Here is a 24,874-nt window from a genome sequence, read left to right on the forward strand (position 1 = left end):
CGAACGGATCCGCATCACCACCCGAGATATAACCCAACTTGATCGGCTCATCAGCGGTCATCGCAGTGGTCTCGGGCGCTGCCGCCTCGGTAGTGGCGGGGGCTTGGGTCGCGACCGGCTCGGGGGTCTCCTCGTCGTCACCGCAGGCCGCGGCGAAGAGGAAGAAGACCGAGACGATCACCAACCCTGGTCTGAACCTATACCACGTCCCTCGGAGCATCTTCTACCTCCCATAGCGCTGGTGCAAGGCATCGCCAAGCCGCCTCCTGCCCACTGATTGACCGTAGCAGGGGCCTTCGAAGCGGGGCCGTCCAGAAGGCGTTCTAATCTCCGGCCGCCGATCCGAGGATTCAGCGGCGGCGAGCCCGGTGGTAGAGGTCGACGAAGTCGCTGACGGAATAGCGGGCGATGGCCTCCCCGATGACCTCGAAAGGTAGGTCGTCGAGGCGGCGGAAGCGGACGCAGCTCTTGCCCATGTCCATGCGCTTGCCCGTAGCCCGGTACGCCTGCTCGAAATCGTCACGGGCTGCCTGATCGGCGTAGACGCCCGACAGGTAGACGGCCATGTGCCTCTTCTGCGATGCGAGCGCCGCGTACATGAGCGGCTTCCCGTTGTAGGTGTCAGGCTGGATCGCGAGCGGCACCTCGTAGGAGATCATGCCCCAGCGCATCTCCTCCTCGTACCCGTCCGGGAGCCGTTCGAGAATCAGGGACCGCACCGCCGAGATCGCCTCCCGCCGATCCTGGGGAAGGCTCGCCAGGTACTCCTCCACGGTCACGGCGTCCGATCTCATCGTGACACAGCATAGAACTGCGCCGGAGTTTCGCGGCGAGGTCGTCGCCCGCGGCTGCTGATTCATCCACGAACTCTGGATCGAAGGAGTTCTCTATCAGGATCGACGCCAGCTCAGCCTCGGAGCGGAGAAGCGAAGGTAGTCAAGGTCTCAGCGCGGTCAGGGGCACCACCGCCACCCCGTCGTCGGCCTGGTAGCCGGGCCCGAACGCCGTCAGCACGATCAGCCGCGCCGGCTCGCCGCGCCGGACCGTGTCCACCCGGGAACGCACGGCTCTCAGGGAATCCATGGCCCTCTTGACGGCCGATGCCCCTCCGAGCTTGATCTCCACAGCGGCCCAGCGACCGTCGAGACCGTCGATGACGGCATCGGCCTCCAGGTTCCTCTCATCCCGGTAGTAGTACAGATGCGCTCCCATCGCCTGGGTGTATACCCGAAGGTCGCGCACCGCCATCGACTCGAACAGCAAGCCCATCGTCTCCAGATCTCGCTCCAGAAACGCCGGGGAACCTCGCAGCGCGGCAACTGCCAGCGCAGGGTCGGCGAAGTACTTCTTGGGGGTCTTCCTCAGACGGGACGCCGATCTGAGATGAGCGAACCAGGCCGGTAATGGCTCAATCACGAAAAGGCGGGCGAGTTCGTCCAGGTAGGCCCCGATGGTTGAACGAGCGGGTGCTCCGGCACCCGCTTCGGCCAGATCGGCCTGCAGAGTGGCGATAGATGCTGTGGTGGCCTCGTTACGAGCAAGGGACGCGAGCAGGTCCGTCACCATCCGCGGGTTGCGTCTTACTCCTGCAACACGGGAGATGTCGATGCGGGCGATATCGCTCAGGTAGTCACGGAGGCGAGCCTGCGCGGTGCCAGCGGCCATCCCGATCATGCGAGGCCACCCTCCGCGACAGATGAGGGACGCCAAGTCGCTGATAGTCCGGCCCATGTCCGGCGCTCTGCATCGACCACCCTCCAATAGCGATGACAGAGACACCTCGCCGGTGGAGTCGCCGGATTCCCACAACGCCATGGGTCTCATACGTACACGGGCGACCCGCCCCGCGCCGGAGTGCTCGGTGAGATCGTCCGGGGGATTCTGCGAGCCCGTGAGTAGGAAGTGTCCGAACCCTCCCCGCCGGTCGCAGGCGCGGCGCATCGGATTCCAAATGCCGCGGACCAGCTGCCACTCATCCAACAGTCGCGGTTCCTCGCCCGCCAGTATCGAGTCCGGGTCCACTTCGGCGGCGATCCGGAGGGCTTCCGACCCGTCCAAGAAGATCTCGCTACGAGCGAACCTCTGCCCGGTCCAGGTCTTGCCACAGCCTCGCGGGCCCTCTATGAGCACGGCGGGTGACGAGGCTAGAGCTGCGGCTACCTCGGCGTCCACCGCTCGATCCAGATAATCGGGACTCCCGTGATCGACCAAGGCTCCTCCACAGGGCTGGTTGGCAAACTACACTTTGGGACGATTCTACACTCCACTTTGCGAGTGATCTGCAATGCACTTTGCGGAGTTCATGCACTCCACTTTGCGAAACATGGTGTCGTTCGGGCTGTGGGAGGCGGGAGGGACTCGGGGGGTCGACTTCGCTTACGGATCGAGGCCGAGGAGTTTCCTGGGATTGGTCCTGACCATCTTGCGGATGTCCTCGGCCGGCACGCCCAGGTCGAGGAGGCAGGCGATGAACTCGCGTAGGCCTTCGACCGGCGCCGGCAGGGTGTACCCGCCGAAGTCCGTCGCCAGGATGCAGTGATGCGTTCCCACCTGCCGCATCTGCTCGGCGGACTTCCTGATGCCGCCGCTCGCCTCCCCCGTCATCTCCTCGTCCGCCGCGTACGCCAGCTCTACGTAGTAGTGGGTCTTGGGGATCGACGTGGTGTGCGTGTAGGCACCCAGGGTGTACTCGATGAAAGCGCCCCTCCGGGCCATGTGCCGGAGCTGGTCCGTCGAGGCAGCCTGGGTGACGGCGGTGGCTACCAGCACGTTACCGATGCCGTACTCGTGTGCGAGATCGACCAGGCGGATGGCCTCCTCGGGCGAGACGTGGCCCGTGTTCAGGAAGACACGGGGATGGTCCGAGATGACGCTCAGGATCTCGTCCAGTTCGGGCCCCGCCGGCCCTTCAACGGGGATGCGGATGGACCGATCCACCTCCTCCCTCCTGAACTCCGGGTACAGGTCCTTCAGTGGTGTGAACTTCCCGTCCACGATCCGGCCCTCCCTGGAGGCCTGGTAGTAGGTGGAGTGGGCGCCGAAGCTGATGAACCTGGCGCCATCGCCGTACCCGATCGCCGTCTTGACAGCCCGAGGGTTCAGGCCGCCGTACGCGGTATTGAGGATCAGACCGCCGTAGACCGTGAAGTCGGGCACGGCCCGGTTCACGATCCAGGCGATCCCGTTGCTCATCTGGAAGACGTCCATCAGCACGATGGCCCTCATGCCTGCGTCCCGGGCCTCGATGGCCGCCTCGATGGGGTCCAGCCGTCGCGGGCTGCTGGGCAGGTGCGGGGTGGCGTGGACGTGGATGTCTATGGCACCTTCGAGAAGCTGCCGGGACAATTCGAAGGAACGGTTCTCGGGCAACATCATGCGACGGTCCCAGTCCCGGTCAAGCGCCGGGCTGGTTGATCAGGTGGGTGGCGGCGTTGTCGAAGTGGTCGAACATGGCGGCCCGGACCTCGGCAGGGAGGGGGCGGCCGGTGCCGTCGGCCAGGGTTGCGACATCGAGAGAGGCTGCCATGTGCGCCATCCAGGCGTCACGCTCGGCAGGGCCGATGGCAAAGGGCATGTGGCGCATCCGCAGGCGGGGATGGCCCCGCTCCTCGCTGTAGCGCGGCGGCCCACCCCAGTACTGGGCCAGGAAGCCGGCCAGGCGCTCGCGGGATCTCCGCAGGTCCCGCGGATACATGGGCCGCAGCAACGGGTCTCCCTCCACGGCATCGTAGAAACGGTCGACGAGATCGTCAAAGAATCGCTGGCCTCCGACCGTCTTGTAGACGGTGGGAGGAGCCTTCGTCGCCTCTCGTAGTGATCCGCGGAGGATCACCTTCGTCGGCTGACCAAAGTCGCCTGCCACGTTGCCCGGCTCGCTCACCTTCCCAGCCTAGATAATCGGGTTCTCATCGGCCCTATGCAGCTGCCGAAGGATGGGACACCGGTGTCGAACGCGCGACTTACCGTCAGGGTGCCGCGCGGCGGCTCAGATGGGGAAGAAGACCGGTACCAGGGCGACGACTATGCCCAGGACGACCACGGTCAGCGGAGTACCGACGCGGGCGTAGTCGATGGCCCGGTAACCACCCGCTCCCATGACGAGGAGGTTGGCCTTGTGGCTGAACGGAGTCATGAAGGCGGCCGACGCGGCCAGGCTCACCCCCATCATGGCCGCGTAGGGGTTCATGCCCAGCTGAGCAGCCGTTTCCAGGGCGACCGGCGCCAGGAGGACCACCGCCGGGGCCCCGTCAAGAGCCTGGCTGAGAAGGCTGGCAAGTACCACCAGGGCGATGAGGATGGCGAGGTGGCCCATCGGTCCCAGCCACTCCCTCACCCTGCTGACCAGGAGCAACGCCGCGCCGGTGCTCTCCATGGCGATCCCCACCGGCAGGACCGCCGCCACCAGGAAGATGGTGCGCCACTCGATGGCCCGGTATGCCTCCTCCATGGTGACGGTGCCGAACAGCAACACGAGGCTGGCGGCGATGAAGGCGGCCACGTGGATGGGCTGGATGCCCAGCACCACCATCGCGACCATCAGCAGCAACGCTCCCAGCGCGATGGGGGCCTTCTTGGGACGGCGAGGCCGCATCCCCGCCGGTGAGAGCACCACGAAGTCGGGGTCGGAACCGAGCAGGCTGATCCGCTCCCAAGGACCCTGCACCAGTAATCCATCACCGAAGCGGAACGCCAGATCGGCGAGGTCCTCGTAGATGGAGCGGCCGTCCCTCCAGACCGCCAGCAACTGGAGGCCGTAGCGATCCCGGAACTGCAGCTCGCGTGAGGTCTTACCCTCGATCGCCGAGCGGGGCGCCAGCGCCACCTCGACGATGCCGAAGTCCTCCGATTCGAGCTCTCCCTCACCCACCCGGGAATCCACCTCTACGTCACCCAGCCGGACCAACCTCTCGAACCGGGCCGGCTCGCACGCCACCAGCAGACCATCGCCGGCCTCGAGCACGTCGTCGGGATGCACGTCGAGACGGGTTACGTCATCACGGATGATCCCTCCGACCGTGACTCCCACCAGTTCGCTCAGCCGGCTCGACCCCACCGTCGATCCCGCCAGCGAGGAACCCTCCGGGACGCGGAGTACCGAGAGATGGCCCTCGAAGGCCTGCATCGCCGACAGCCCCAGGTCCTTCACCAGGAAGTTCGGGTCGGGTTGCATCTCCAGCAGCTGGGAGCGGGGCCCGATAGCGATCACATGATCCCCGGCGTGGATGGTCCGGGATGCCAGGTTCTCCCGCATGACCTCCCCATCCCGCTCCACGCCTACGATCACCGCCTCGTAACGGTCCCTGAAGCGCGCTTCGCGCGGGCTTGTTCCTGCCAGGCTCGACGAGGCGGGAACCTCGAACCTGATGGCGGTGAAACCTCGTCTCGGCCTGGGGAGTTGGCGGGTCGAGGTCGGCTGGAGTTCCACCTCCCCGACCCGCAGCAGGTCCTCGAGATCCGACAGCCTGCCCTCCACGAGAAGAACGTCACCGCCCCTCAGAAGGGTGTCGGCCGTCGGGGAGAGGTGCTTGGCGCCCCGGTGTATGGCTACCACCTTGATGCCCAGGGCGCCGGACAAGTGGGCTTCGGACAGGGTGACGCCGTCCATGGCGGACGGCTCGGGAATGCGGATCGTGAACAGGCGCTCCTCGAGTTGGTAGATGTGGGTCAACTCATCCGCCTCCGACTCCGCAGGACCCACCTGACGGTCGGGAAGGAGCCGCCGGCCGACCGTGATCATGAACAGGATTCCGGCGGCGAGGAGCACCAGCCCGATGGGAGTGAAGTCGAACAGACCGAACGGCGTCATGTCCCGCTCGGCGATGATGGTGGCGGCGACGATGTTGGGCGGGGTGCCCACCATGGTGGTCGTGCCGCCCAGGATCGACCCGAACGCGAGGGGCATCATCAGGCGCGAAGCCGGCAGCCCCGCCCTCCGGGCGATTCCCGCCACCGCCGGCATCAGGACCGCGGTGGCGGCGATGTTGTTCATGAACCCCGAGAGGATGCCCGACACCAGCATGAGGGTGATGATCAGCGGGACCTCCCTGCTGCCCACCAGGGTGTAGACCTTGGACGCCACGACGTCGGCTATCCCCGTGTAGAGCAGAGCGGCGCTGATGATGAAGATGGCGAGCATTGTTATCACGGCCGGCGAGGCGAAGCCGCTGAAGGCTTCCGTAGGCCCCACGTAGCCTCCGACGATCAGCACCGCCAGGCCCAGGAAGGCAGTCAGGTCCACCGGAAGCTTGGCGGTCAGGAACAGGTAGGCCATCACCACCAGCAGCAGGATCAGGAACCCGATCTCCCAGGTCACGAGCCTGCCCCGTCGACAGGAGCCTTCAGCCCGTTGGGTCTGCCTGCAAAGTAATCCATCGTGCGGTCCCTGTTTCCAGCGCTCCGGTTCACCGTGCGATCAAAACGACCAGAGACGGGGAATGAAGATCACCGACAGGATCCAGAAGATGATGCTGAGGGGCACGCCGGTACGCAGGAAGTCCGTGTACCTGTAGCCACCCGCGTTGTAGATCATCGTGTTCGTCTGGTAGCCCACCGGCGTGGAGAAGCCGGTCGAGGCGGCGAAGGTGATCGCCATCAGGAAGGGCCGTGGGTCGACGCCGATCTGCTCAGCGGTGGAGATGGCTATGGGCGCGAGGAGCACCGCGGCCGCGGCGTTGCTCATCGTGTCGGTCATCACCGAGGTCATCAGGTAGATGACCGCGAGCACGGCCACCGGCCCCATACCGCCCACCACTCCGACCGCCCGCTCCGCCAGGAACCCGGCCGCGCCGCTGGTCTGCATGGCTATCCCGAGCGGGAGGATCCCGGCGAGGAGGAAGATGACCTGCCAGTTGATGGCCTGGTACGCCTCGTCCAGTCTCAGCACGCGGGTCAGCAACAACGCGAGGCAACCGAGCAGCGCCGTCACGAGGATCGGGAAGACGTTGAAGGCGGCCAACCCGACGACAGCAACGAGGATCCCTATCACCAAGGGAGCGCGGTGTCGTAGGGCCGTACCCGGGACCTCGTCGAGCACGATGAAGCCTCTGTTGCGTCGCAGCGCCCTGATCTCGGCCTCGTGTGCCTGGACCAGGATCACGTCGCCGAGGCTGAGGGTGACGGTGCTGAGCCGGTCGTGGATCGTCTCGCCCCGGCGCTGCATGGCCAGCACCAGCGCCTTGTAGCGGTTACGGAAGTCCAGTTCCTTGAGGGTGTGGCCGATGAGCTCGGACCCCGGCGCGACCAGGGCCTGCACCAGGCGCAGGTCCTCGGTCTGCAGCGTCTCGTCCCTCAGTTCGAAGTCGACATTGAGCTCCAGGCCCATGGAGTCGCGCAGGCGGATCAACTCGTTGATCTCGCCGCGCACGAGGAGCACCTGATCCGGTTCGAGGACCTGCCGGAGCGGCGCCCATCCGGCATCCCCGATGTGCAGAACGCGTAGCACCGTGACGTCGTGCTCCTCACCGAGGCGGCTCTCGAGCACGGTCTGGCCGACCAGCGGCGAGTTACTCCGCACCCGCATCTCGGTGACGTACTCGCCGAGGTTGTACGTGCTGGCGAGCTCGCTCACCTGGCGGTCTGGTAGCAGCCAACGCCCGAACACAAGGAAGAAGGTGACTCCTGCGGCGAAGAGGATCAGGCCCATCCGGCTGAACTCGAACATGCTGAACGACCCGTACCCGGCCTGCTCGGATATCGAGCTGACCAGCAGGTTGGTGGAGGTGCCGATCAGAGTGCAGACGCCCCCGAACTGAGAGGCGTAGGAGAGCGGGATGAGCAGCTTGGAGGCGGAGACTCTGCGCCGGTTGGCGAGGATCGTGACCAGCGGGATGAAAACCGCCACCGCTGCCGTGTTGTTGACGAACGCCGACATCACCGTGATCGTGCTCATCACGACCACCAGCGCGCTGTAGTGGTCCTTGCCGAAACGGACCATGACCCGTCCTACCGCAGCCGTGGCGCCGGTCTTCTGGAGGCCCGCGCTCAGGATGAACATGGCGGCCACCGTGAGGGTTGCCGGATTGCTGAATCCGGAGAACCCCTCCTGTGGCGTGACCAGACCCAGACCCAGCAGGGCGCCCAGACCGAGCAATGCCACCATGTCGAGGGGGTACTTCTCGGCAACGAACAGGGCGACCGTTCCGACGAGAATGGCAAGGACGAGTACCGCGTCCAGCGACATATCCGTACTACTCGGGAGATCGAACGGATGGGAGTGGGGTCATGACTCCTCCCCAGGTTCCAGCTCTCGCGATACTGAGCCGGCGGCTCGCTTCGGCGCCTGGTATCCGACTCCGGATACCTTATCACGGGCTCCCGCCGCCGAACGCGCCCGCCCATATGTCAGAATCCGGGGTCAGCCACGGCGAGGACAGGTATGCCCGGTGATAACGCTCCCACCCTCAGGATCGGATTGCTGGCCGTCTACTTCGGGTTGTTCGATGCGGCCATGCCGCCCGAGTTCCGGCAGGAGCGCACGGCATTCGCCGAGGCTTTGCGGACCCGGCTCGAGCAGTTCGGATCGGTCATCTACCCCGGCGTGGTGGACAATGACGAAGCGGGGCGGGAGGCCGGCGTGCTGTTCGCCCGCTCCGACGTCGACGTGATCGTCTTCGCGCCCACCATGGCCGCCCCGCCCAGCTACGGATGGGAGGCGATCCGGAATCTCCCCCGGGTGCCGGTGGTGGCGGTAGGGGCGCAGGAACTCATCGAGGTGCCGGACGACTACGCCACCGAGGAGGCCACCCGCAGGAGCCTGACGGTCGGTCTGGTCATGTTCACGAACGTGCTGGTCAGGATGGGCCGGCAGTTCACCACGCTGGTCTCTTCGGTCATCGGGGACGAGCTCGACACCGTCCTCGGCGATACGCTGAGAGCAGCGGATGCCGCCGCCACGGTCACCAAGTCCCGGCTGCTCACCATCGGCAAGCCCATCCCGGGCTACATGGACGTCGAGGTCACCGGCGAGCAACTGGTCGATCTGGGGGTCGAGGTCATCGACGTCGATCCGCCGGGGATCGCCGCGGCGTTCCGGGCGGTGGGCGACGGCGAGGTGTCCGCCCTCGTCGGTGAACTCCGGGCTCGTTTCGAGGCCGACCGGGTCGACGATCAGGTCCTTGCCCGCTCCGCCCGGCTCGCTCTGGCCATGAAGGAGCTGTGCCACCAGAACGACGCCAACGCCGGGGCGGTCAACTGCCACGGCGACGCGCTCCGCTGGAATCCGGAAGTGGGTGTGACCGCCTGCCTGGGAGTGGCCTTGTGCGCCGAGGCCGGGTTGCCCTTCGCCTGCACCGGCGACATCCCCACCGCGATCGCTCTGGCCATCGGGAAGCGCCTGGCCGGATCGGCCCTGTACTGCGAGCTTTACCAGGTCGACTTCCCGGGGAACTGGATACTGGTGGCCAACGGCGGAGAGGGCGACCTCACCATCCGGGCGGCGTCGTCCCGCGTGACCCTGCTCCCCGAGGACCACTACATGGGCGATCACGGACCGGGGACCGCGGTGGCGTTCGAGCTCCCGGAAGGGCCGGCCACGCTGATCAGCCTCAGCCCGATCGATCACAGCAACGGATGGGTCCTGGTGGGCGCCGAGGGCCGGATCCTCGACTCGAAGCACCACGCTATGGAGGGGCCCAACGGGATGTTCCGGTTCGACTCGGGAGAAGTGGCCGGGGCCTACGCCCGATGGTGCGAAGCGGGCGCCACCCACCACGCCGCCGTGCTGCCGGGCCACCAGGGGGATGTGCTACGCCGGACCGCCGCAATGCTGCGGATAACCTATACCGCGGTGTAGCGGAACGCTAGAAGTAGGCAGACGTGTGTTTCGACCAGGACTCCGCTCCTCCCATCCCGAAGGGGGATCGACCGGCACAGCGTCGCGATCTGGTACTGACCGCGCGGGACGGCAACCGCTTCTCCGCATTCGAGGCCGCCGGAGGCACGCCTTCGACGGCCGCGGTGGTGGTCCTGCCCGACGTGCGGGGCTTGTTCCGGTTCTACAAGGAACTGGCCCTACTGCTAGCCCACGCCGGCCATGATGCGGTGGCCGTCGACTACTTCGGACGCACCGCCGGGCTCGGTGAGCGACCCCACGAGTGGGACTTCTGGCCCCATGTCCACGACACCACGTTCGCCGGCATCCGGGACGACGTGGCCGCAGCCGTCTCCCATCTCCGGGCACGCGATCCGGAGCGCGTGGTCTTCACCATGGGTTTCTGCTTCGGCGGATCCGCGTCCTGGCACCAGGCCGCCAACGGCCTCGCGCTATCCGGCGCCATCGGCTTCTACGGCAGACCCCGCCGCCCGGAGGAGACCGCCGGGGCCATAGACCGGGTGGCCGGCATGGCATGCCCGATCCTCGCCCTCATGGGCGGAGACGATCCCAGCATCCCGCTCGAAGAAGTCAAGGGGTTCGAGGACGCGCTGGCGGGAGCCGGGGTTCCCCACGAGGTCGTGGTATACCCGGGCGCTCCTCACTCGTTCTTCGACCGCCGCTACGGTGAGTTCGCCGACGACTCGATCGACGCCTGGGAGCGGATCCTGGCCTTCATCGCCGCCAATTCATCCCGGGAAGGAAGGTGAGGCATGTCAGAAGCGATCGAAACCCGAGGTCTCACCAAGTACTACGGTGACGCCGCCGGCATCGTCGACCTGGACCTCGCCGTCGACGTGGGCGAGGTATTCGGCTTCATAGGCCCCAACGGCGCGGGCAAGACCACCACGATTCGCCTGCTCCTCAACTTCCTGCAGCCGACCAGGGGTTCGGGAACCGTGTTCGGCATGGATATCACGGCCGACTCGGTGGCCATCAGGAGCCGAGTCGGATACCTGCCCGGGGATCTGGCCCTGTACCCGTCGATGACCGGACGGGAGTTCCTCCTCTACTTCAGCCGGCTCCGGGGTGTCGACACCGCCGCATCCACGACCCTGCTGGCCGACCGGTTCGAACTGGACCTGGACCGGCGTATCAAGGAGTACTCGAAGGGCAACCGCCAGAAGGTGGGACTGGTCAACGCATTCATGCACGAGCCCGAGCTGTTGATACTTGACGAGCCGACCGGCGGCCTCGATCCCCTCATGCAGCAGGAGTTCGCCACACTTCTCGGCGAGGTGCGGGCCGAGGGCCGCACCGTGTTCCTGTCCTCGCACTACCTGCCCGAGGTGGAACGGATGGCCGACCGGGTGGGGATCATCCGCCAAGGTCATCTGATCGCCGTGGACACCCTCGACGGGTTCCGCAGCAAGGTCCAGTCCAACCTGTCGATCGAGTTCGCCGCGCCGGCCGACCCGTCCGGCTTCGCCGGTCTCCGGGGAGTCATGTCGGTCGAGGTCCATGACGGCGGCAGGCTGTTGAGCCTGAGCGTTTCGGGGCCTCAGGACGCGGTGATCCGGGCCGCGGCAGACGCCGGGGCGATCGCCATCCACACCGAAGAAGCCGACCTCGATGACGTCTTCCTCTCCTACTACGGGCAAGGGGATCCCGAATCCGGACCGGGAGGAGGCGCGCCTTGACCACCGCCATCCTGGTCAAGAGCCTCAGGGACCGGCGCCGGGCCCTGATCGGCAACAGCCTCGGCCTGGTGGCGCTGGTCGTCTGGCTGGGAGCGTTGTTCCCGATCCTGCGGGACAACCAGGGCTTCAACGACATCATGGAGCAGGTCCCGCCGGAAATGTTCGCTGCCGTCGGAACCGATCTGGCCACATTCCTGACGGCGGCGGGGTTCCTGTCGGCCGAGTTCTTCGCGCTGTTCGCACCGCTCCTGATCCTCATCTTCGTGATCAGCGCGATGGTCGCGGAGACGTCCACCGAAGAACGGGAAGGTCTGATGGACATGCTGCTGTCCAATCCGGTATCCCGGCGCCGGGTCTTCCTTGAGAAGGCAGGCGGCGTGGCGGCGGCCACCCTGCTGATGGTGGCCGTGATCACCGTCACGCTCCTGGTTGCGAACCCCGTCTTCGGACTGGACCTGCCCGTGGTGGGTGTGGCGGCGGCCGGCCTGTCGCTCTGGCTGCTCGGTACCTCCTTCGGCGCGGTGGCCTTGCTGGTAGGGGCGTTTACGGGTCGGTCGGCCACCGCCGGCGGGATGGCCGGGTTGCTGGCGCTCCTGGCGTGGTTCGTGACCAGCTTCTCTGGCCTGTTCCCCTGGCTGGAGGGTGCGGGAGGGCTGAGCCCGTTCACCTGGTACCGGGAGCCCAACCCGCTGGTCACAGGTTTCGGCGCCGGTCACCTGTGGCTGCTCATAACCACCGCCGTCCTGCTGGTGGTCGCGGTGCTGTTGTTCGACCGGAGGGACATCGCCACGGAGCGGGCAGCCCTGCCTGATGCCAAGGTCCGGCGCCGAGCGCGGCGCCGGACTCGGCAACCACGGGCGGCGTGGCTCCTCACCGATCCGTTCCGAAAGGTCATCTGGGATCGTCGCCGGTCCGTCTGGGCGTGGGGCGGGGGCCTCGGCTTGCTGTCCCTCGCCATGTTCTCGGCGTGGCCGGCCCTCGCTCAGGATGCCGAGGCGCTGGCAGCGCTGGTCACCTCCATGCCCCGGGAAGTGTTCGTCATGTTCGGCATGACCAATCCGGATGCGATCGTCACCCCGGCCGGGTTCGTCTCATCGCGCAGTTACCAATCGATCGGCCCGATAGTGGTGATCTTCTTCTGCGTGCGCGGCGTGTCGATGGCTCTGGTCCGCCAGGAGGACTCCGGTGTGCTCGATCTGGTGCTGGCCCAGCCGTCGTCCCGTAGTCGGGTCGTTGCCTCCAAGCTGGCGGCCGTCGCTCTCTCGGCCGGGTTGGTGGTGCTGATCCCGACAGTCGTCGCCTTGCTGGCTGACCGCCGGTGGGAGACGGGACTCGGGTTCGGGCCGATCCTGGCGGCGGGCGCCGGGCTGTACCTGCTCGGCCTGTTCTTCGCCGGACTGGCGCTCCTGCTGTGGGGGTTCAGGGGCACGTCCCTGCCGGCCGTCCGGATCGCCGGCATCGCAGCCCTGGCAACCTTCCTGATGAACGGCCTGGGCGCCCTGGCGGATGGCCTCCGACCGATCCGGTTGGTCTCGCCCTTCTACTGGTACTTCGGAGACGATCCACCGCTCGCCAAGGGGTTCGAACCGTCCTACTTCCTGTTGCTGGCCGGGACGGTTGCCATGGCGTGGCTGGCCATAGCCCGCTTCCGGCGGCGGGACACCAGCGTCTGACCGCCGCTTACGTACCTTTGTGGAGCAGGGTCTCTAGCCGGGCGAGCCTCTCGCCGTGATCTCGGAGGGTCGTGACCACTTCGGACCGGAGCGCCTTCATTTCTGACCGGAGACCCTTGATATCGGATCGCAACCAGAGGAACATGAGTCCCAAGAGGACCCCGACAACACTTATGACCGACGAGAGCAACGCTTCCATATAGGATAACATATCACAACATCTTTCCAGATTTCAATATCTGGTTTTCGCGTTCTCTTCGTTTGCTCGATCCGGGACCTGATCTGTCGCATCGGCGCGGTGACATGAACGATCAGGCCTGGGAGACCCGAGCGAAGCCGATCCCGAGGTAGCGGGCTACCACACGCACTTCGTTAGCCAGGGATCCCGGAGCGGCCGCGCTGTGATGGTTGGCGCCGGCCAGCGCCCAGCGCCGCCACGCCTCGTCCACCGACTGCCCGCCCGCGAACCGGAAGGCGCCCCCCACCGTGGGACTGTCCGGGAACGACCTGCCGGTGATCTCCCCCTCGGCGGCTATGAGCCGGAAGCCGCTCGGCTCGTCGTGGTGGGGGGTGAACCCCACCAGGGTGGCCGGGCCGGGCGGCAACTCGAACCAGGCGCTGAGGCCTGTCATCGGGTCCGACCGGAACCACGGGTTCGGCTGCAGCCGGGGACGGGTGCCGTCACCGCACCAGCCGAGATCGTGCTCCCCCGAGTTGGCGATGGCCGCCTCGCCGGTCTCGAAGTCGATCGCCTCGATCTCGTGGTACAGGGCCGCGCCACCCAGCCGCTTGGCGACCAGCATGGCCACCGCGGTGAGCACGTCGCCGGCGCAGGCCCACGGCACGCCCCTCGTCGTCTCCCGGCCGATGCCGAAGCAGGGGGTGACCCCCGGCTCCTCGCCGAACCTGATCTCCGCCACGTGGCAGTTCATGGCCCCGGCATCGAAGCTGCGGGCCCGATCCAGTTCCTCCACCGCCGCCGCCAGCCGCAGAGAGCGCGTCCTGCCCTCCCGGTCTTCCGTCGCGTCCTCGTACGTGCTCGCCAGCTCGGCCTCCAGTCCCGACACATCGGAAACTCCCAGGTAGAGAGTCCGGATCTCGGCCGGATCGACGGGGATGAGCTCGATGCCGGTGGCCGCATTCAGTAACTGATCGTCGATGTCTACGCAGTCGTATCCGTCGATGGGACGACCCACCCGGGCGATCCGCGCCGATGCCAATGAGCGGGCCACCGCACCCGCGCCGATCGTCCCCGCCAACTTCTCGACGACCGGTTCCTCGCCGATCCCGCCCACGAGCAACTCGAAGGGCCTTCCCGATCGGACCAGCACGTTGGTCAGCATGGGCGTGCCCACCGTCGCGCCCATCGTGGTGATATCCGACTGGTCGAACCCCGCCCCGAGCCTCCGGTTCCGCTGCACGGCCCACACCACCACCGGCAGGTCGCACAACCGATCCAGCGCCGCCATGGCGTACGTGGGGGGAACCGCCATCGACTGCGCCACCACCAGCACCTGCGCGCCGGCAGCCACGATCTCCTCCGCTGCCGTGGCCCCGGCCTCCGGCGAGTCGACCATGCCCGACCACACCACATCGACGCCCGCCACCTGCAACCGCTCGACCACTTCGTCAAGCAGGCCCCGCCGTTCCGAGCGGAAGGATGCCCCCCCGGCACTGGACTCCCAGAACTCCCAGTACGGAAGCATCACCGCGGCCGAGGCCCTCGCCCTCATGGTGTCCTCCGTGGCATGGCGGACAGGGTAGGCGACAGAAGACATCCGACGTGACCCACCCCTCTGTCTGCCGCGGTAGCCAGCTACGTCGGATAGATCCCTCGGACGCTTATCCCATGTCTATGCTATCTTTATGCCATGCCACGGATTCGAGTTAGCACGACCGTAAGCGACCAACTACTGGAACAGGCGAGAGCCGCATTGCCGGATCTCAATGACGCCTCCCTGCTCGACCGGGCGTTGGCCGCGCTTTGTGCGGATTTGCACGCCGCCGAGATCGACCGGTCGTACGGGATCTACGAGACACTACCACTGGAAACCGAGGATGAGTGGGGCAACCCGGCCGCCTTCCTGGACGCGGTCGGATCCACGTGACAGCCCTACCGCAGCGAGGCGAGGTGTGGTGGTGCGAGGTTCCGGACAGGCACCGGCGGCCGGTGGTCGTGCTATCGAGAGACACAGCGATAGCCGCCCTGCGCCGCGTGATCGGAGCACCGTGCAGTACGGTGGTCCGCAACCTCGCCACCGAGGTCGTACTCGAACCGGGCGATGACCCGGTACCGCTCCCGAGCGTGGTGCAGCTGGATTCGACCTTCAACGTCTCGGTAGCCCACCTCACCTCGCGCCTTGGCAAGCTCAGCGGTGAGCGGATGCGCCAGGTCTGCACCGCTTTGGCAACGGCCGTAGACTGCCGATAGCGTCGATTCCACGTCACGGGCAACCGACGAATCCCCATAGCATTACCGCAAGGAGGCAAGTATGACGACCGAGACCCGTATCGAGTTCTCCGAGGCGGTCGGCAGAAGGATCCGCCTCGGCAGCTGGGAAGACCAGAAGATCTCCACCTACCGGAAGATCCGCGAGGCTGTGGCCGAGGAACGTTGGGACCATGCCGCTGATCTGGCGGACTACTTCATCGACGAGGCCAGCGTCTGCTTCATCCTCTACCGCCAGTGGATCAACGACCTGAGCAACTTCCTGCAGAACAACGGCGTGTCTCCTGAAGAAGTGGCCGGCATCAACGCCGACATCGTCACCAAGATCACCCTCCCCGACGGCTCGCCCTGGAACGCGCACCGCCACTGGGACCGTTTCAAGCGGGCACAGAGAACGCTGCTCTCTCACCTCTTCCGGGCCGAGCCCGACCACGCGCTGGCCGCCCTCGACACCATGAAGGAAACATGGCGGCAGACCCACGACCGGGATGTCGACCACACCTACGGCCTCATGTCGGAGATACAGGAGCGCTTCGGCGGCCAAGGCATCGTGGACATGTACAAGGTCGTGTTGGAGCCCTTGTTCGCGTGGCGCTACGAGAAGTTCGACATCGACAAGCATCCCTGGGACGAAGCCCTCGAGACGCTGATGAACGTGGCGTGCGAGTCCATGCGAGGCCACCTGGTGGGACCGGAACGCACCGGTGACTTCGAGCTGATCGAGACCGACGATCGCTTCATCCTGCGGTTCGACCCCTGCTCATCGGGCCAGCGCACCATCCGGGGAGACTGGATCGAGGGGACCCCGGCCCGCATGGAACCCCCCTACAACTGGGGTGTCAGCCAGGAGGAGGCCTCCTGGAACCATTACCAGAAGGGGGTCTGCCTCTACTGCGCGCACTGCATCATCCTGATGGAGGAGATGCCGATGGACCGGTTCGGCTACCCGGTCCGGACCGTGGATCCACCTATCTACCCGGACACCGATCCGGACCCCGACGTGCGGCAGAAGTGCCAGTGGGAGATGTTCAAGGATCCCACCCAGGTCCCCGAGGAGTACTACACCAGGGTGGGACGCAAGAAGCCGGACGTGTTCGGCTCGTCGAACTTCGATGCTCCGCCCATGCCGGACGCCGGTTCGCTGGGACTGCCCGGCACGGGGTAGGCGGTGCGGGCCGCGGTCCTCAGGGAATACGGTGGGCCGCTCGAACTGACCGAGATACCCGATCCGGTCCCGGGTCCCGGACAGGTCGTGGTCGACATCCGGGCGTGCGGCGTCTGCGGGAGCGATCTGTTCCTCCAAAAGGGCGGCTTCGACTCGACCATTCCGATCATCCCCGGGCATGAGGCGGCCGGCGTGGTGTCGTCCCTGGGTCCGGGGATCGACTCGGTCGGCATCGGCCAGCCGGTGGCCCTCTACTACATCGACTACTGCGGGACGTGCCGGATATGTCGGTCCGGGCGGGTCAACATGTGCCTGGGGGTGCGCCGCATGGGCGTGGAGTTCAACGGCGCCTTTGCCGAGCGCGTGGTGATCCCCGCCCGCTCGGTCATTCCGGTGACCGAACATGACGATCCGGCTGCGGTGGCGGTGCTCACCGATGCGGTGGCTACGCCCTACCACGCTCTCGTACAGCGGGCGGGCGCCCTACCCGGTGAGACGGTCGTGGTGTTCGGGATCGGAGGGATCGGGGCCAACGCCGTGCAGCTGGCCGCCTACCTGGGCTGCCGCGTGATCGCGGTGAGCCGCTCCGATGCAAGCCTCGAACTGGCCGTGAGGATGGGGGCCGAGGTCGCTATCAGGACGGGCCCCGGCATCAGCGAGCGGGTCAAGGAGGCAGCCGGACCGGGAGGGCCGGACATCATCATCCAGACGGTCGGGTCGGCGGAGGTCTTCTCTCAGGCGGTCGAGTCCGCCGGCATCGGCTGCCGGGTGATCGCGGTCGGCGCCACGCTGGACCCCTTCCCGGTGAATGCCATGGACCTGATCTGGAGGGAAGCCGCCCTCTCGGGCTCCCGCGGCTTCACCCCTCGAGACATCCGGGAGGTGCTGGACCTCCACCGCGACGGCGCCATCACCACCGACCACCTGGTCGGGAACCGGCGGCCGCTCGATCAGGTGAACGACGCTCTCGATGATCTCCGGGCCGGGCGGGTGGTCCGCTCGGTGATCGACTTCGGATCGGGCTGGTGACCACCGTTCCGGAGCCGGAGGGGCGCGCTCGGGCGATGACGGTACGGGGACCCGTTCCGGTCTCCGAGCTGGGTCCTACCCATATCCACGAACACCTCCACATGGATTGCCGGCCGATCCTCCGCATCCACGGTTACCCGGTGGTCTCGGAGGCGCCGCTGACCCTCGAGACCGCCGCCGAGGCCCGATGGAACCCCGGCGGCTTCCCGGACAACTACCACCAGACGGATCCCGATCAGGTCGTGGCCGAGTTGGAGCCGTTCCGCGCGGCCGGAGGCCGCACCATCGTGGACGTGACCCCCAGCCACCTGTCAAGGGATCCCGGCATCCTGCGGCGCATCGCCGAGCACAGCGGGGTGCAGGTGATCATGGGCGGTGGCTACTACCTGGCCGGAAGCCATCCGCCCGACACTGCCCGGCGAACCACGGAAGCCATCGCCGGCGAGCTGATCGACGAATGGCGCCACGGGGTGGGCGACACCGGTATCCGTCCCGGAATCATCGGGGAAATCGGAACCGACGACCCGGTCCAGCCCGAGGAGGAACGTGTCGTCCGGGCCGCGGCATGGGCCCATCTCGAGACCCGCCTACCGATCAGCATCCACGTACACCCGTGGGGCTTCGAGGGCGGGTATGTGCTCGACATCCTCGAATCGGAGGGGGTTGATCCCCGCCGGGTGATCCTGGGCCACATGAACACGGCGGTCGGCCATCCGCCCTACTTGGAGGACCTGCTGGGCAGGGGGACCAACCTCGGCTTCGACCTGATGGGCTTCGACCACTCGCTGATCGGCCTGGGCAAGTACCCGCCGAGCGACTTCGACGTGGTGGCGCGGATTGCGGACCTGGCCGAGCAAGGCTTCGTCGATCAGTTGTTCGTCTCCCAGGACATGGGCGGGGTGAAGACCCGCCTGCTGGCCTACGGGGGCTGGGGATACGCCCACATCCTCGATCATGTGGTCCCGCTGCTCAGGAGCGCAGGCTGGGGCGATGCGGAGCTGGAAACCCTGATGGTCACCAACCCGGCCCGGCTGCTGGCGATCCCGGGCCTGGCCCGGACGGCCGCCGCCGGACGGCCATGACCGGCGCCACTCCATCGACCGCGGACAGCCCGAACCGCTCCGGCCGGTCGCACCTGGGCGCCGGGTTGGAAGGCCGCGGCGTGATCGTCACCGGCGCAGCCAGCGGGATCGGGCGTGCGGTCACCATCTCCATGGCCGCGACCGGGGCCCGTGTGGCGGCCATCGATCGGGACGAGCCGGGTCTCCGATCCACCCTGTCGGAGCTCCCGGGAGACGGTCACCTGCCGGTGGTGTTCGACCTCTCCGACTCATCGGCCATACCGCAGCTGGTCGCGTCCTTGGTGGAGCGTCTCGGCGACCTGTGGGCGCTGGCCAACGTGGCCGCGGTGCTCCGCCGGCGCAGCCTCGACGAGGTCGACGACGAGGCCTGGGACCTGCAGATGGACGTGAACGTGAAAGCGTCATTCCTGCTGAGTCGCGAGGCGGGAAACGCGATGGTGGCAGCCGGGGGTGGCGGCCGCATCATCAACTTCGCCTCGATGGCCTGGCTGACCGGGCCGTTCCTGGGGAGCGACGCCTACGTGATCGGCAAGGCCGGGATCGTCGCCATGACCCGTGGCCTGGCCCGCTCCTTCGGTCCGCACGGAATCCTGGTCAACACCATCTCGCCCGGCCAGATCGACACCCCGATGCAACACCTGGACAACCCTCCCGAGATGTCCGCCCGTACTGCCGCCCAGTGCCCCCTAGGCCGGATGGGCCGCCCCGAGGAGGTGGCGGCAGTGGCGGTGTTCCTCGCCTCCCGGCACGCCAGCTTCATAAACGGCGCCACCATCAACGTCAGCGGCGGCCTGGTGATGTACTAGGAAAGCACCGAAGACATCCCGCCGACCTGCTAGGCGGCAACGACGGCCCGGAACACATCCGGGGAAACGTCGCTCAATCGACCGTTACGCCCGCCCGGCGTAGCTGCTCGACCGCCGCCTCCCCGTCGCCGGGGTCCAGGTTGACCGCCGCGGTGGCAGCGAGGAGCACGGTGGTGTCGAACCCTTCCCTGGCTGCATCGAGGGCCGTGTCCTTCACGCAATAGTCGAGGGCCAGCCCCACCACCACGACATGCCGGCAACCCGCCTCCCTGATCATGGAAGCCAGCTCGGTGGGAATCTCCTCGCCCGACCTCGGATCACGCATCGTGAATCCCGAGTAGCCGTCCTCCCCCCCGGCGCCCTTGTGGACACTGGGGCCTTCGATCCGGAGGTCGGGGTGGAAGTCGGCGCCGGCGGTCCCGGCCACGCAATGGACCGGCCAGATACCCCCGTCGATGGCAAAGTGCGGGGTCCGCTCCGGGTGCCAGTCCTGGGTGTAGAAGACGGAGGCACCCGCCTCCAACGCCAAGGAGATCTGGTGGTTCACCGCCGGGACCACCTGAGTGTCCCCGCCCGGAACGTACAGGCTTCCATCCGGATCGGCGAAGTCGTTCTGGACGTCCACCACGACCAGCGCGGTGTCCGGCGCATAGGCAGTCACGTCTTGAGAGTACCTGCTCGGGTAACGTGGCGGCGTGCTCACCGAGGGCATCCTGGCCACCGATCATTACCAGCTGACCATGGCTCAGCTCTACCACAGCTATGGCCTGGCCGACCGGACCGCCCAGTTCGACTACCACTTCCGGCATTATCCCGACTACGGCGACCACCAGGCCGGATACTGCATCACCGCCGGCCTGGGACCGCTGATCGACTGGATGGAGCACACCTGGTTCGGGCCCGCGGAGGCGGACGCCCTGCGCACAGTGCAGACCAGCTCCGGCAAGCGCCTCTTCGGCGACCCCTTCATCGAATGGCTGACCCGATCGGACGGGTTCGCGTCCCTCTCGATGTGGGCGATTCCGGAAGGCCGGGTGGTGCATCCCAAGACGCCGGTCGTGACCGTCGAGGCGCCGTTGGCCGTGGCCCAGCTGCTGGAGACCCCCCTGCTGAACCGGCTCAATTACGCCACGCTGGTGGCCACCAAGACCTCCCGGGCGGTGGAGGCGGCCGGAGGGACCGCGGTGCTGGAGTTCGGGATGCGACGGGCGCCCGGCCCTGCAGCCGATTCGGCCACCCGGGCGGCTCTCATCGGCGGCGCGGCAGGATCCTCCAACTTCGCCACCTCCCACCGACTGGGCTTCGAGTCGCGCGGCACCCATGCCCATTCGCTGGTCCAGGTGTTCATCGCCGAATCGGGGAGCGAGCTCGAGGCCTTCAGGGCCTATGCCGACCTGTATCCCGATGACTGCCTGCTCCTCGTCGACACGATCAACACCCTCGAGTCGGGCCTGCCCAACGCCATCAAGGTATTCGAGGAGTTGAGCCGAAAAGGCCACCGACCAGTGGGGATCCGGCTCGATTCGGGCGACCTGGCCTACCTGGCGGTCAGGGCCGCAGCCATGCTCGACCGGGCCGGCTTCGAAGACGTGGCGATCGTGCTCTCATCCGATCTGGACGAGCTCACCATCTGGCAGGTGCGAAACCAGATCCTGGAGGAGGCCGGGGACTACGGGGTGGATGCGGGAAGCCTGCTGGACCGGCTCGTCTACGGAGTGGGTACCCGCCTGGTCACCTCGGACGGTTGCCCGAGCCCCAACGGTGTCTTCAAGCTGGTCGCGGTCAAGGACTCGAGCAGCGAGTGGACCGCGGCGATCAAGATCTCGGAAACGCCCTCCAAGGTGCTGGATCCGGGCCGCAAGCGGCTGTGGAGGATCTATAACCACCGAGGAACGGCCACGGCCGACCTGATCACCCTCGACGGCTTCGATCCGGGCGTCCGACCCATCCAGTTGGTCCATCCCGGCCATCCCGAGGTGGGCCGGATCCTGACCGCCCGCCAGGTGTCGCGGGTGGAGCCGCTCCGGGTGAAGGTGCTGGAATCCGGCCGGCGGGTTGGCGGCGACTTCGGCGATCTCGAAGCGGCGAGAGCACGGCGGTCAGCGGATCTCGCCCGGCTGGATCCAGGAGTACGGCGCCTGGTCAACCCCCACACGTACCACGTGTCGCTGAGCCCGGAACTGTCCAATCTCAAGCAAGAGCTCATCGCCGGCCTCCAGATGTGATCCAAACCGCCCCGGTCGGCAGTCCGGTCGAGGTGACGCTTCGAGAACATCGCAAACTGTCAGCGCGCCTAAGGACCTGACAGAACGGCAGCGGCGGCGAACCTGAGGATCAGAACGTCATATATGACGCCCTCTGCCTCAAGAACCGCTAGAGGGCGCAAGTCGCGAAAACCGAGCCTCCGGCCAAGGGCCCGCCCCCACCACCACCTATCCGGTTTGGAGCGTGGTCGGCCACGCCCGGCTGGCTGCCGGGAGATCGGCCCTCGCTCCATGAAGCTCTGTTCCCTTCCGCTGACCGTTCCGATCGGTTCCGTGCTGTAGGTCAGTGTCGGTGCTTGGCGCTGACCAACATATATCGGAGGTGTGCCAAGTCGACCCGTATCGGAGAGAACGCGAAATATTTGCCGGGCCGGAACAGCCAGGTGGTGGTACGGCCCTCGTATGGAGAACAGCACCGGGGCTGAAACGGATACGCACCGGCACCTCGGGATGTTCAGCAGACACTTCCATCCCACCCGCTCGCAACGATCCGGTTCGGGTCAACCCTCACGGGTAGTGATCGGGCAGGTCGTTCTCGTAAAGGACGGCGTCGCCCGGACCCAGGTGCTCCCGGACCCAGGCCACCGCCTGCTCCCTGTTGTCGACCAGGATCACCTCGACCGTGCCTCCTCGCGCGCCACGGAGCAGTGCCCTACGGTTGGCCCTGCCCACGATCACCAGATGATCCGCCACCTCCGCGGCTGCCGCGGCGAACCGCAGGTTGGCGTCGTGCTGCCGGGGGCCGAGTTCCACCATCCCGGGAGTCACCACCACCCGGCGGCCGGACGGCTTTCCGGCACCCACCAGGACTTCGAGGGCCCGGGCGGCGCCGGCGGGATTGGAGTTGAACGTGTCGTCGATGATCTCGAACCCGGCCTCCGACCGACCGGATGTCTGGCGATGGTCCGTGGGGGCGAGACGGCGGGCCCGATCGGACACCACTGCGGGAGGAACCCCCATCTCCAGAGCCACCGCGACCGCACAGGCCAGGTTGGCGGGAAACGGGCCGGTCGGGACCGGCTCGCCGAGCGCGCGGCTGTGCACCACGATGGTCAGGAGGTCGCCGTCCTGGCGGACCCGCACGTCCGTGGCCCCCTCGGAGGTTCCGCATCGCCACACCTTCCGGTCACCCAGGCGCCCGGCCAACTCCGCCAGCGCCGGATGGTCCACGTTGACAATCGCCACCTCGGCATGCTCGAAGATCTCGGACTTGGCCTCGACGATGCGCTCCTCCGACTTGAACCGTTGCAGGTGAACCGGCCCGATGGCGGTCAGGACGGCGATGCTCGGAGGTATCCAGGAGCAGGTGTCGGCGATCTCCCCGGGCTGGTAGGCGCCCATCTCCGCCACGAACACCTCGGCGTCATCGGTCAGGGTCTCGTTGATCGCCCGGGCCAGGCCGAGCCGATTGTTGAAGCTGGCCGGGCTGGCCACCACCCGCCTGGTCCCGGACACGAGGTCCCGGACATACCACTTGGTGCTGGTCTTGCCGTAGCTCCCGGTGATACCCACCACTACCGGAGCCACCCGGTCGAGCGTACCGGCCGCTCGGACCACGAACTTCTCCGACAGGCGCCTCTCGACAGGGGCGGCTATCCACAGCACGAGATCCGGGATGGCGTACCACGAGACGACGGCGGCCATGGCGAGAGCACCGGGCCATCCCCCGTCGAGCACGATGGTGATCATCCAGCCGAGCAGGGCGGTAGCTAGGGCGAGGAGGATCGCCCCGACCGAGGCGGTGCGCCTGAGCCGGACGGTCCAGTTGAGCGGGGACGTCCGGCCGCGGTAGCCGAGGCCGATCGGGAAGATCACCATCCCCAAGCAACCCAACAAGGGCCAGAACGAATCGGGCGCCAGGGCATAGCCGGCCAGGGCGCCGGCCAGCATCACCTCCTCTAGGACGTTCACGGACCGGCCGGTGATCCATACCCGGCGCATGAAGAGGATCGAACCGGCCAGGTAGTGCTCCCGCTGGGCCACCCGGAGCCATTTGACGGCCGCGACGGCAATGCCCGCCAGGCTCAGCACCGGCACCAGCCAAGAGGTCCAACTCATATCAGGGTCTCTATGGCCGTCCGGATCCGCTCCGGGGCCTCTCGGAGAAGGTCATGCCCGCAACCCTCGACCACCTCGATGTCCACGTTCCTGAGAAGCGCTGCGGCTCGATGCGCCACCTCCGGTGGAACCTCCGAGTCGGCCGCTCCCCACACCAGCCGCACCGGACAGGCCACGTCGGGCAGGCGGTCCTCGTAGCTCTCGTTCACCACCCTCACCAGGGTGTCGCGCATCACCCCGGTCACCGCCCGGTAGTCGGCCGATCCCCGGCGGCGCTTCTCGCGTTCGAGACGCTCGTCGCTGATCAGACCGGTCCGGTGGGCCAGGCGCAGCAGCCGGTAGGCGACCGAAGGCCGGCGGGCAGCTCGATCCAAGCGGTGGAGCAGGGGTACCCCCACCAGGACCAGGCCGGCTACCAGCTCCGGCCGGGTCGCGGCCAGGACCACGGCGACCCGGCCCCCGAACGAATGCCCCACCAGGACCTGGGGCCCGGATAGCTGCTCCAACCAGACGGCCACCATCCCGGCATATCCGGCCGCGCCGGTGGCTTCGGCCGGTGGAGGCGTGGCGCCGAACCCGGGCAGGTCGACCGCCACCCCATCGAAGCCCTCCAGGACGCGCCGGAAGTCACGCCGGTCCCGACCCCAGCCGTGGAGAGCCACCACCCGGACCGGTCCCGATCCGTAGCGCTCGCCGAACAGGCCATCCGCAAGGCTGGTCAAGGGCATCGGGGGTGTCTCCAAGGTCTAGTCCCGGACCGTTCCGGACAGAACGCGCTACCGGGTTCTCACGGCAGGTTACCGAGCGAGCCATCCTGCCTGGTCGCTTCCGCTCGCGGCA

21 protein-coding genes and 1 pseudogene are annotated in these 24,874 nt (G+C 67.1%); 11 read left to right on the top strand and 11 right to left on the bottom strand.

Annotated features, from left to right (window positions below; translation table 11 throughout):
- From OXK16_13585 to OXK16_13615, 7 genes and pseudogenes are all read right to left on the bottom strand, one after another.
- The coding region (locus OXK16_13585; protein MDE0376976.1) for a hypothetical protein at window positions 1-181 on the bottom strand (181 nt) is incomplete at its 3' end.
- A 169-nt stretch (window positions 182-350) separates the two neighbouring features.
- Complete coding sequence (locus OXK16_13590; protein ID MDE0376977.1) at window positions 351-794, bottom strand: DUF1801 domain-containing protein; 444 nt, start codon at window positions 792-794, stop codon at window positions 351-353.
- Between the two features lie 142 nt (window positions 795-936).
- Entirely contained in the window at window positions 937-2,211 is a 1,275-nt protein-coding gene (locus tag OXK16_13595; GenBank protein ID MDE0376978.1) for a DUF4143 domain-containing protein, read from the bottom strand.
- A gap of 165 nt (window positions 2,212-2,376) precedes the next feature.
- Entirely contained in the window at window positions 2,377-3,375 is a 999-nt protein-coding gene (locus OXK16_13600; protein MDE0376979.1) for a DUF6282 family protein, read from the bottom strand.
- Window positions 3,376-3,394: 19 nt separating this feature from the next.
- Window positions 3,395-3,829 carry a globin gene (locus OXK16_13605; GenBank protein ID MDE0376980.1) on the bottom strand — a complete coding sequence of 145 codons (435 nt, stop codon included), beginning with the start codon at window positions 3,827-3,829 and terminating at the stop codon, window positions 3,395-3,397.
- 156 nt (window positions 3,830-3,985) lie between these two features.
- Complete coding sequence (locus OXK16_13610) at window positions 3,986-6,313, bottom strand: SLC13 family permease (GenBank protein ID MDE0376981.1); 2,328 nt, start codon at window positions 6,311-6,313, stop codon at window positions 3,986-3,988.
- A 99-nt stretch (window positions 6,314-6,412) separates the two neighbouring features.
- Window positions 6,413-8,185: pseudogene (locus OXK16_13615) on the bottom strand (SLC13 family permease).
- A gap of 189 nt (window positions 8,186-8,374) precedes the next feature.
- Here OXK16_13615 and OXK16_13620 point away from each other — a divergent pair.
- The 4 genes from OXK16_13620 to OXK16_13635 are packed head-to-tail and all read left to right on the top strand — an operon-like array spanning window position 8,375 to window position 13,181.
- Window positions 8,375-9,790, top strand: a complete 1,416-nt coding sequence (locus OXK16_13620; protein ID MDE0376982.1) for a hypothetical protein — start codon at window positions 8,375-8,377, stop codon at window positions 9,788-9,790.
- Between the two features lie 23 nt (window positions 9,791-9,813).
- On the top strand, window positions 9,814-10,578 hold the full coding sequence (locus OXK16_13625) for a dienelactone hydrolase family protein (protein ID MDE0376983.1): 765 nt from the start codon (window positions 9,814-9,816) through the stop codon (window positions 10,576-10,578).
- A gap of 3 nt (window positions 10,579-10,581) precedes the next feature.
- On the top strand, window positions 10,582-11,508 hold the full coding sequence (locus OXK16_13630; protein MDE0376984.1) for an ABC transporter ATP-binding protein: 927 nt from the start codon (window positions 10,582-10,584) through the stop codon (window positions 11,506-11,508).
- Entirely contained in the window at window positions 11,505-13,181 is a 1,677-nt protein-coding gene (locus OXK16_13635) for an ABC transporter permease (protein MDE0376985.1), read from the top strand. Before OXK16_13630 ends, OXK16_13635 begins: the two co-directional genes overlap by 4 nt.
- 311 nt (window positions 13,182-13,492) lie before the next feature.
- Here the strand turns inward: OXK16_13635 and OXK16_13640 are convergent, their stop codons facing one another.
- Window positions 13,493-14,914 carry a hypothetical protein gene (locus tag OXK16_13640; protein MDE0376986.1) on the bottom strand — a complete coding sequence of 474 codons (1,422 nt, stop codon included), beginning with the start codon at window positions 14,912-14,914 and terminating at the stop codon, window positions 13,493-13,495.
- A 201-nt stretch (window positions 14,915-15,115) separates the two neighbouring features.
- On the opposite strand from OXK16_13640, the gene OXK16_13645 reads away from it, so the two are divergent.
- The 6 genes from OXK16_13645 to OXK16_13670 all read left to right on the top strand — a co-directional run bounded on the left by OXK16_13645 (window position 15,116) and on the right by OXK16_13670 (window position 19,712).
- Window positions 15,116-15,289, top strand: coding sequence for an antitoxin MazE5 (locus OXK16_13645; GenBank protein ID MDE0376987.1), 174 nt, complete (start codon window positions 15,116-15,118; stop codon window positions 15,287-15,289).
- Window positions 15,286-15,612, top strand: coding sequence for a type II toxin-antitoxin system PemK/MazF family toxin (locus tag OXK16_13650; GenBank protein MDE0376988.1), 327 nt, complete (start codon window positions 15,286-15,288; stop codon window positions 15,610-15,612). The genes OXK16_13645 and OXK16_13650 overlap by 4 nt, the downstream gene beginning before the upstream one ends.
- A 61-nt stretch (window positions 15,613-15,673) precedes the next feature.
- Window positions 15,674-16,795 (top strand): hypothetical protein, encoded by a 1,122-nt coding sequence (locus tag OXK16_13655; GenBank protein ID MDE0376989.1) that lies wholly within the window; start codon window positions 15,674-15,676, stop codon window positions 16,793-16,795.
- A 3-nt stretch (window positions 16,796-16,798) separates the two neighbouring features.
- Window positions 16,799-17,824 carry an alcohol dehydrogenase catalytic domain-containing protein gene (locus OXK16_13660; GenBank protein ID MDE0376990.1) on the top strand — a complete coding sequence of 342 codons (1,026 nt, stop codon included), beginning with the start codon at window positions 16,799-16,801 and terminating at the stop codon, window positions 17,822-17,824.
- A complete protein-coding gene (locus OXK16_13665) occupies window positions 17,821-18,906 on the top strand; it encodes a phosphotriesterase-related protein (GenBank protein MDE0376991.1) in 1,086 nt (361 codons plus the stop codon). The genes OXK16_13660 and OXK16_13665 overlap by 4 nt, the downstream gene beginning before the upstream one ends.
- Complete coding sequence (locus OXK16_13670; GenBank protein MDE0376992.1) at window positions 18,903-19,712, top strand: SDR family NAD(P)-dependent oxidoreductase; 810 nt, start codon at window positions 18,903-18,905, stop codon at window positions 19,710-19,712. The genes OXK16_13665 and OXK16_13670 overlap by 4 nt, the downstream gene beginning before the upstream one ends.
- 73 nt (window positions 19,713-19,785) lie before the next feature.
- On the opposite strand, the gene OXK16_13675 is transcribed toward OXK16_13670, so the two are convergent.
- Complete coding sequence (locus OXK16_13675) at window positions 19,786-20,415, bottom strand: isochorismatase family protein (protein MDE0376993.1); 630 nt, start codon at window positions 20,413-20,415, stop codon at window positions 19,786-19,788.
- On the opposite strand from OXK16_13675, the gene OXK16_13680 reads away from it, so the two are divergent.
- Window positions 20,408-21,937, top strand: coding sequence for a nicotinate phosphoribosyltransferase (locus OXK16_13680; protein MDE0376994.1), 1,530 nt, complete (start codon window positions 20,408-20,410; stop codon window positions 21,935-21,937). The genes OXK16_13675 and OXK16_13680 overlap by 8 nt on opposite strands.
- 546 nt (window positions 21,938-22,483) lie before the next feature.
- On the opposite strand, the gene OXK16_13685 is transcribed toward OXK16_13680, so the two are convergent.
- Window positions 22,484-24,034 carry a UDP-N-acetylmuramoyl-tripeptide--D-alanyl-D-alanine ligase gene (locus OXK16_13685; protein MDE0376995.1) on the bottom strand — a complete coding sequence of 517 codons (1,551 nt, stop codon included), beginning with the start codon at window positions 24,032-24,034 and terminating at the stop codon, window positions 22,484-22,486.
- Window positions 24,031-24,762 carry an alpha/beta hydrolase gene (locus OXK16_13690; GenBank protein MDE0376996.1) on the bottom strand — a complete coding sequence of 244 codons (732 nt, stop codon included), beginning with the start codon at window positions 24,760-24,762 and terminating at the stop codon, window positions 24,031-24,033. The genes OXK16_13685 and OXK16_13690 overlap by 4 nt, the downstream gene beginning before the upstream one ends.
- Window positions 24,763-24,874: the final 112 nt, after the last annotated feature.

The sequence above is a fragment of the bacterium genome, from assembly GCA_028821235.1.
GTDB lineage: Bacteria > Actinomycetota > Acidimicrobiia > Spongiisociales > Spongiisociaceae > Spongiisocius.

Excerpts from the sequence above, each read along its gene's own strand:
- OXK16_13590 (MDE0376977.1), bottom strand. The coding sequence starts at position 794 with ATGAGATCGGACGCCGTGACCGTGGAGGAGTACCTGGCGAGCCTTCCC.
- OXK16_13600 (MDE0376979.1), bottom strand. The coding sequence starts at position 3,375 with ATGATGTTGCCCGAGAACCGTTCCTTCGAATTGTCCCGGCAGCTTCTC.
- OXK16_13620 (MDE0376982.1), top strand. The coding sequence starts at position 8,375 with ATGCCCGGTGATAACGCTCCCACCCTCAGGATCGGATTGCTGGCCGTC.
- OXK16_13630 (MDE0376984.1), top strand. The coding sequence starts at position 10,582 with ATGTCAGAAGCGATCGAAACCCGAGGTCTCACCAAGTACTACGGTGAC.
- OXK16_13640 (MDE0376986.1), bottom strand. The coding sequence starts at position 14,914 with ATGAGGGCGAGGGCCTCGGCCGCGGTGATGCTTCCGTACTGGGAGTTC.
- OXK16_13655 (MDE0376989.1), top strand. The coding sequence starts at position 15,674 with ATGACGACCGAGACCCGTATCGAGTTCTCCGAGGCGGTCGGCAGAAGG.
- OXK16_13670 (MDE0376992.1), top strand. The coding sequence starts at position 18,903 with ATGACCGGCGCCACTCCATCGACCGCGGACAGCCCGAACCGCTCCGGC.
- OXK16_13685 (MDE0376995.1), bottom strand. The coding sequence starts at position 24,034 with ATGAGTTGGACCTCTTGGCTGGTGCCGGTGCTGAGCCTGGCGGGCATT.
- OXK16_13690 (MDE0376996.1), bottom strand. The coding sequence starts at position 24,762 with ATGCCCTTGACCAGCCTTGCGGATGGCCTGTTCGGCGAGCGCTACGGA.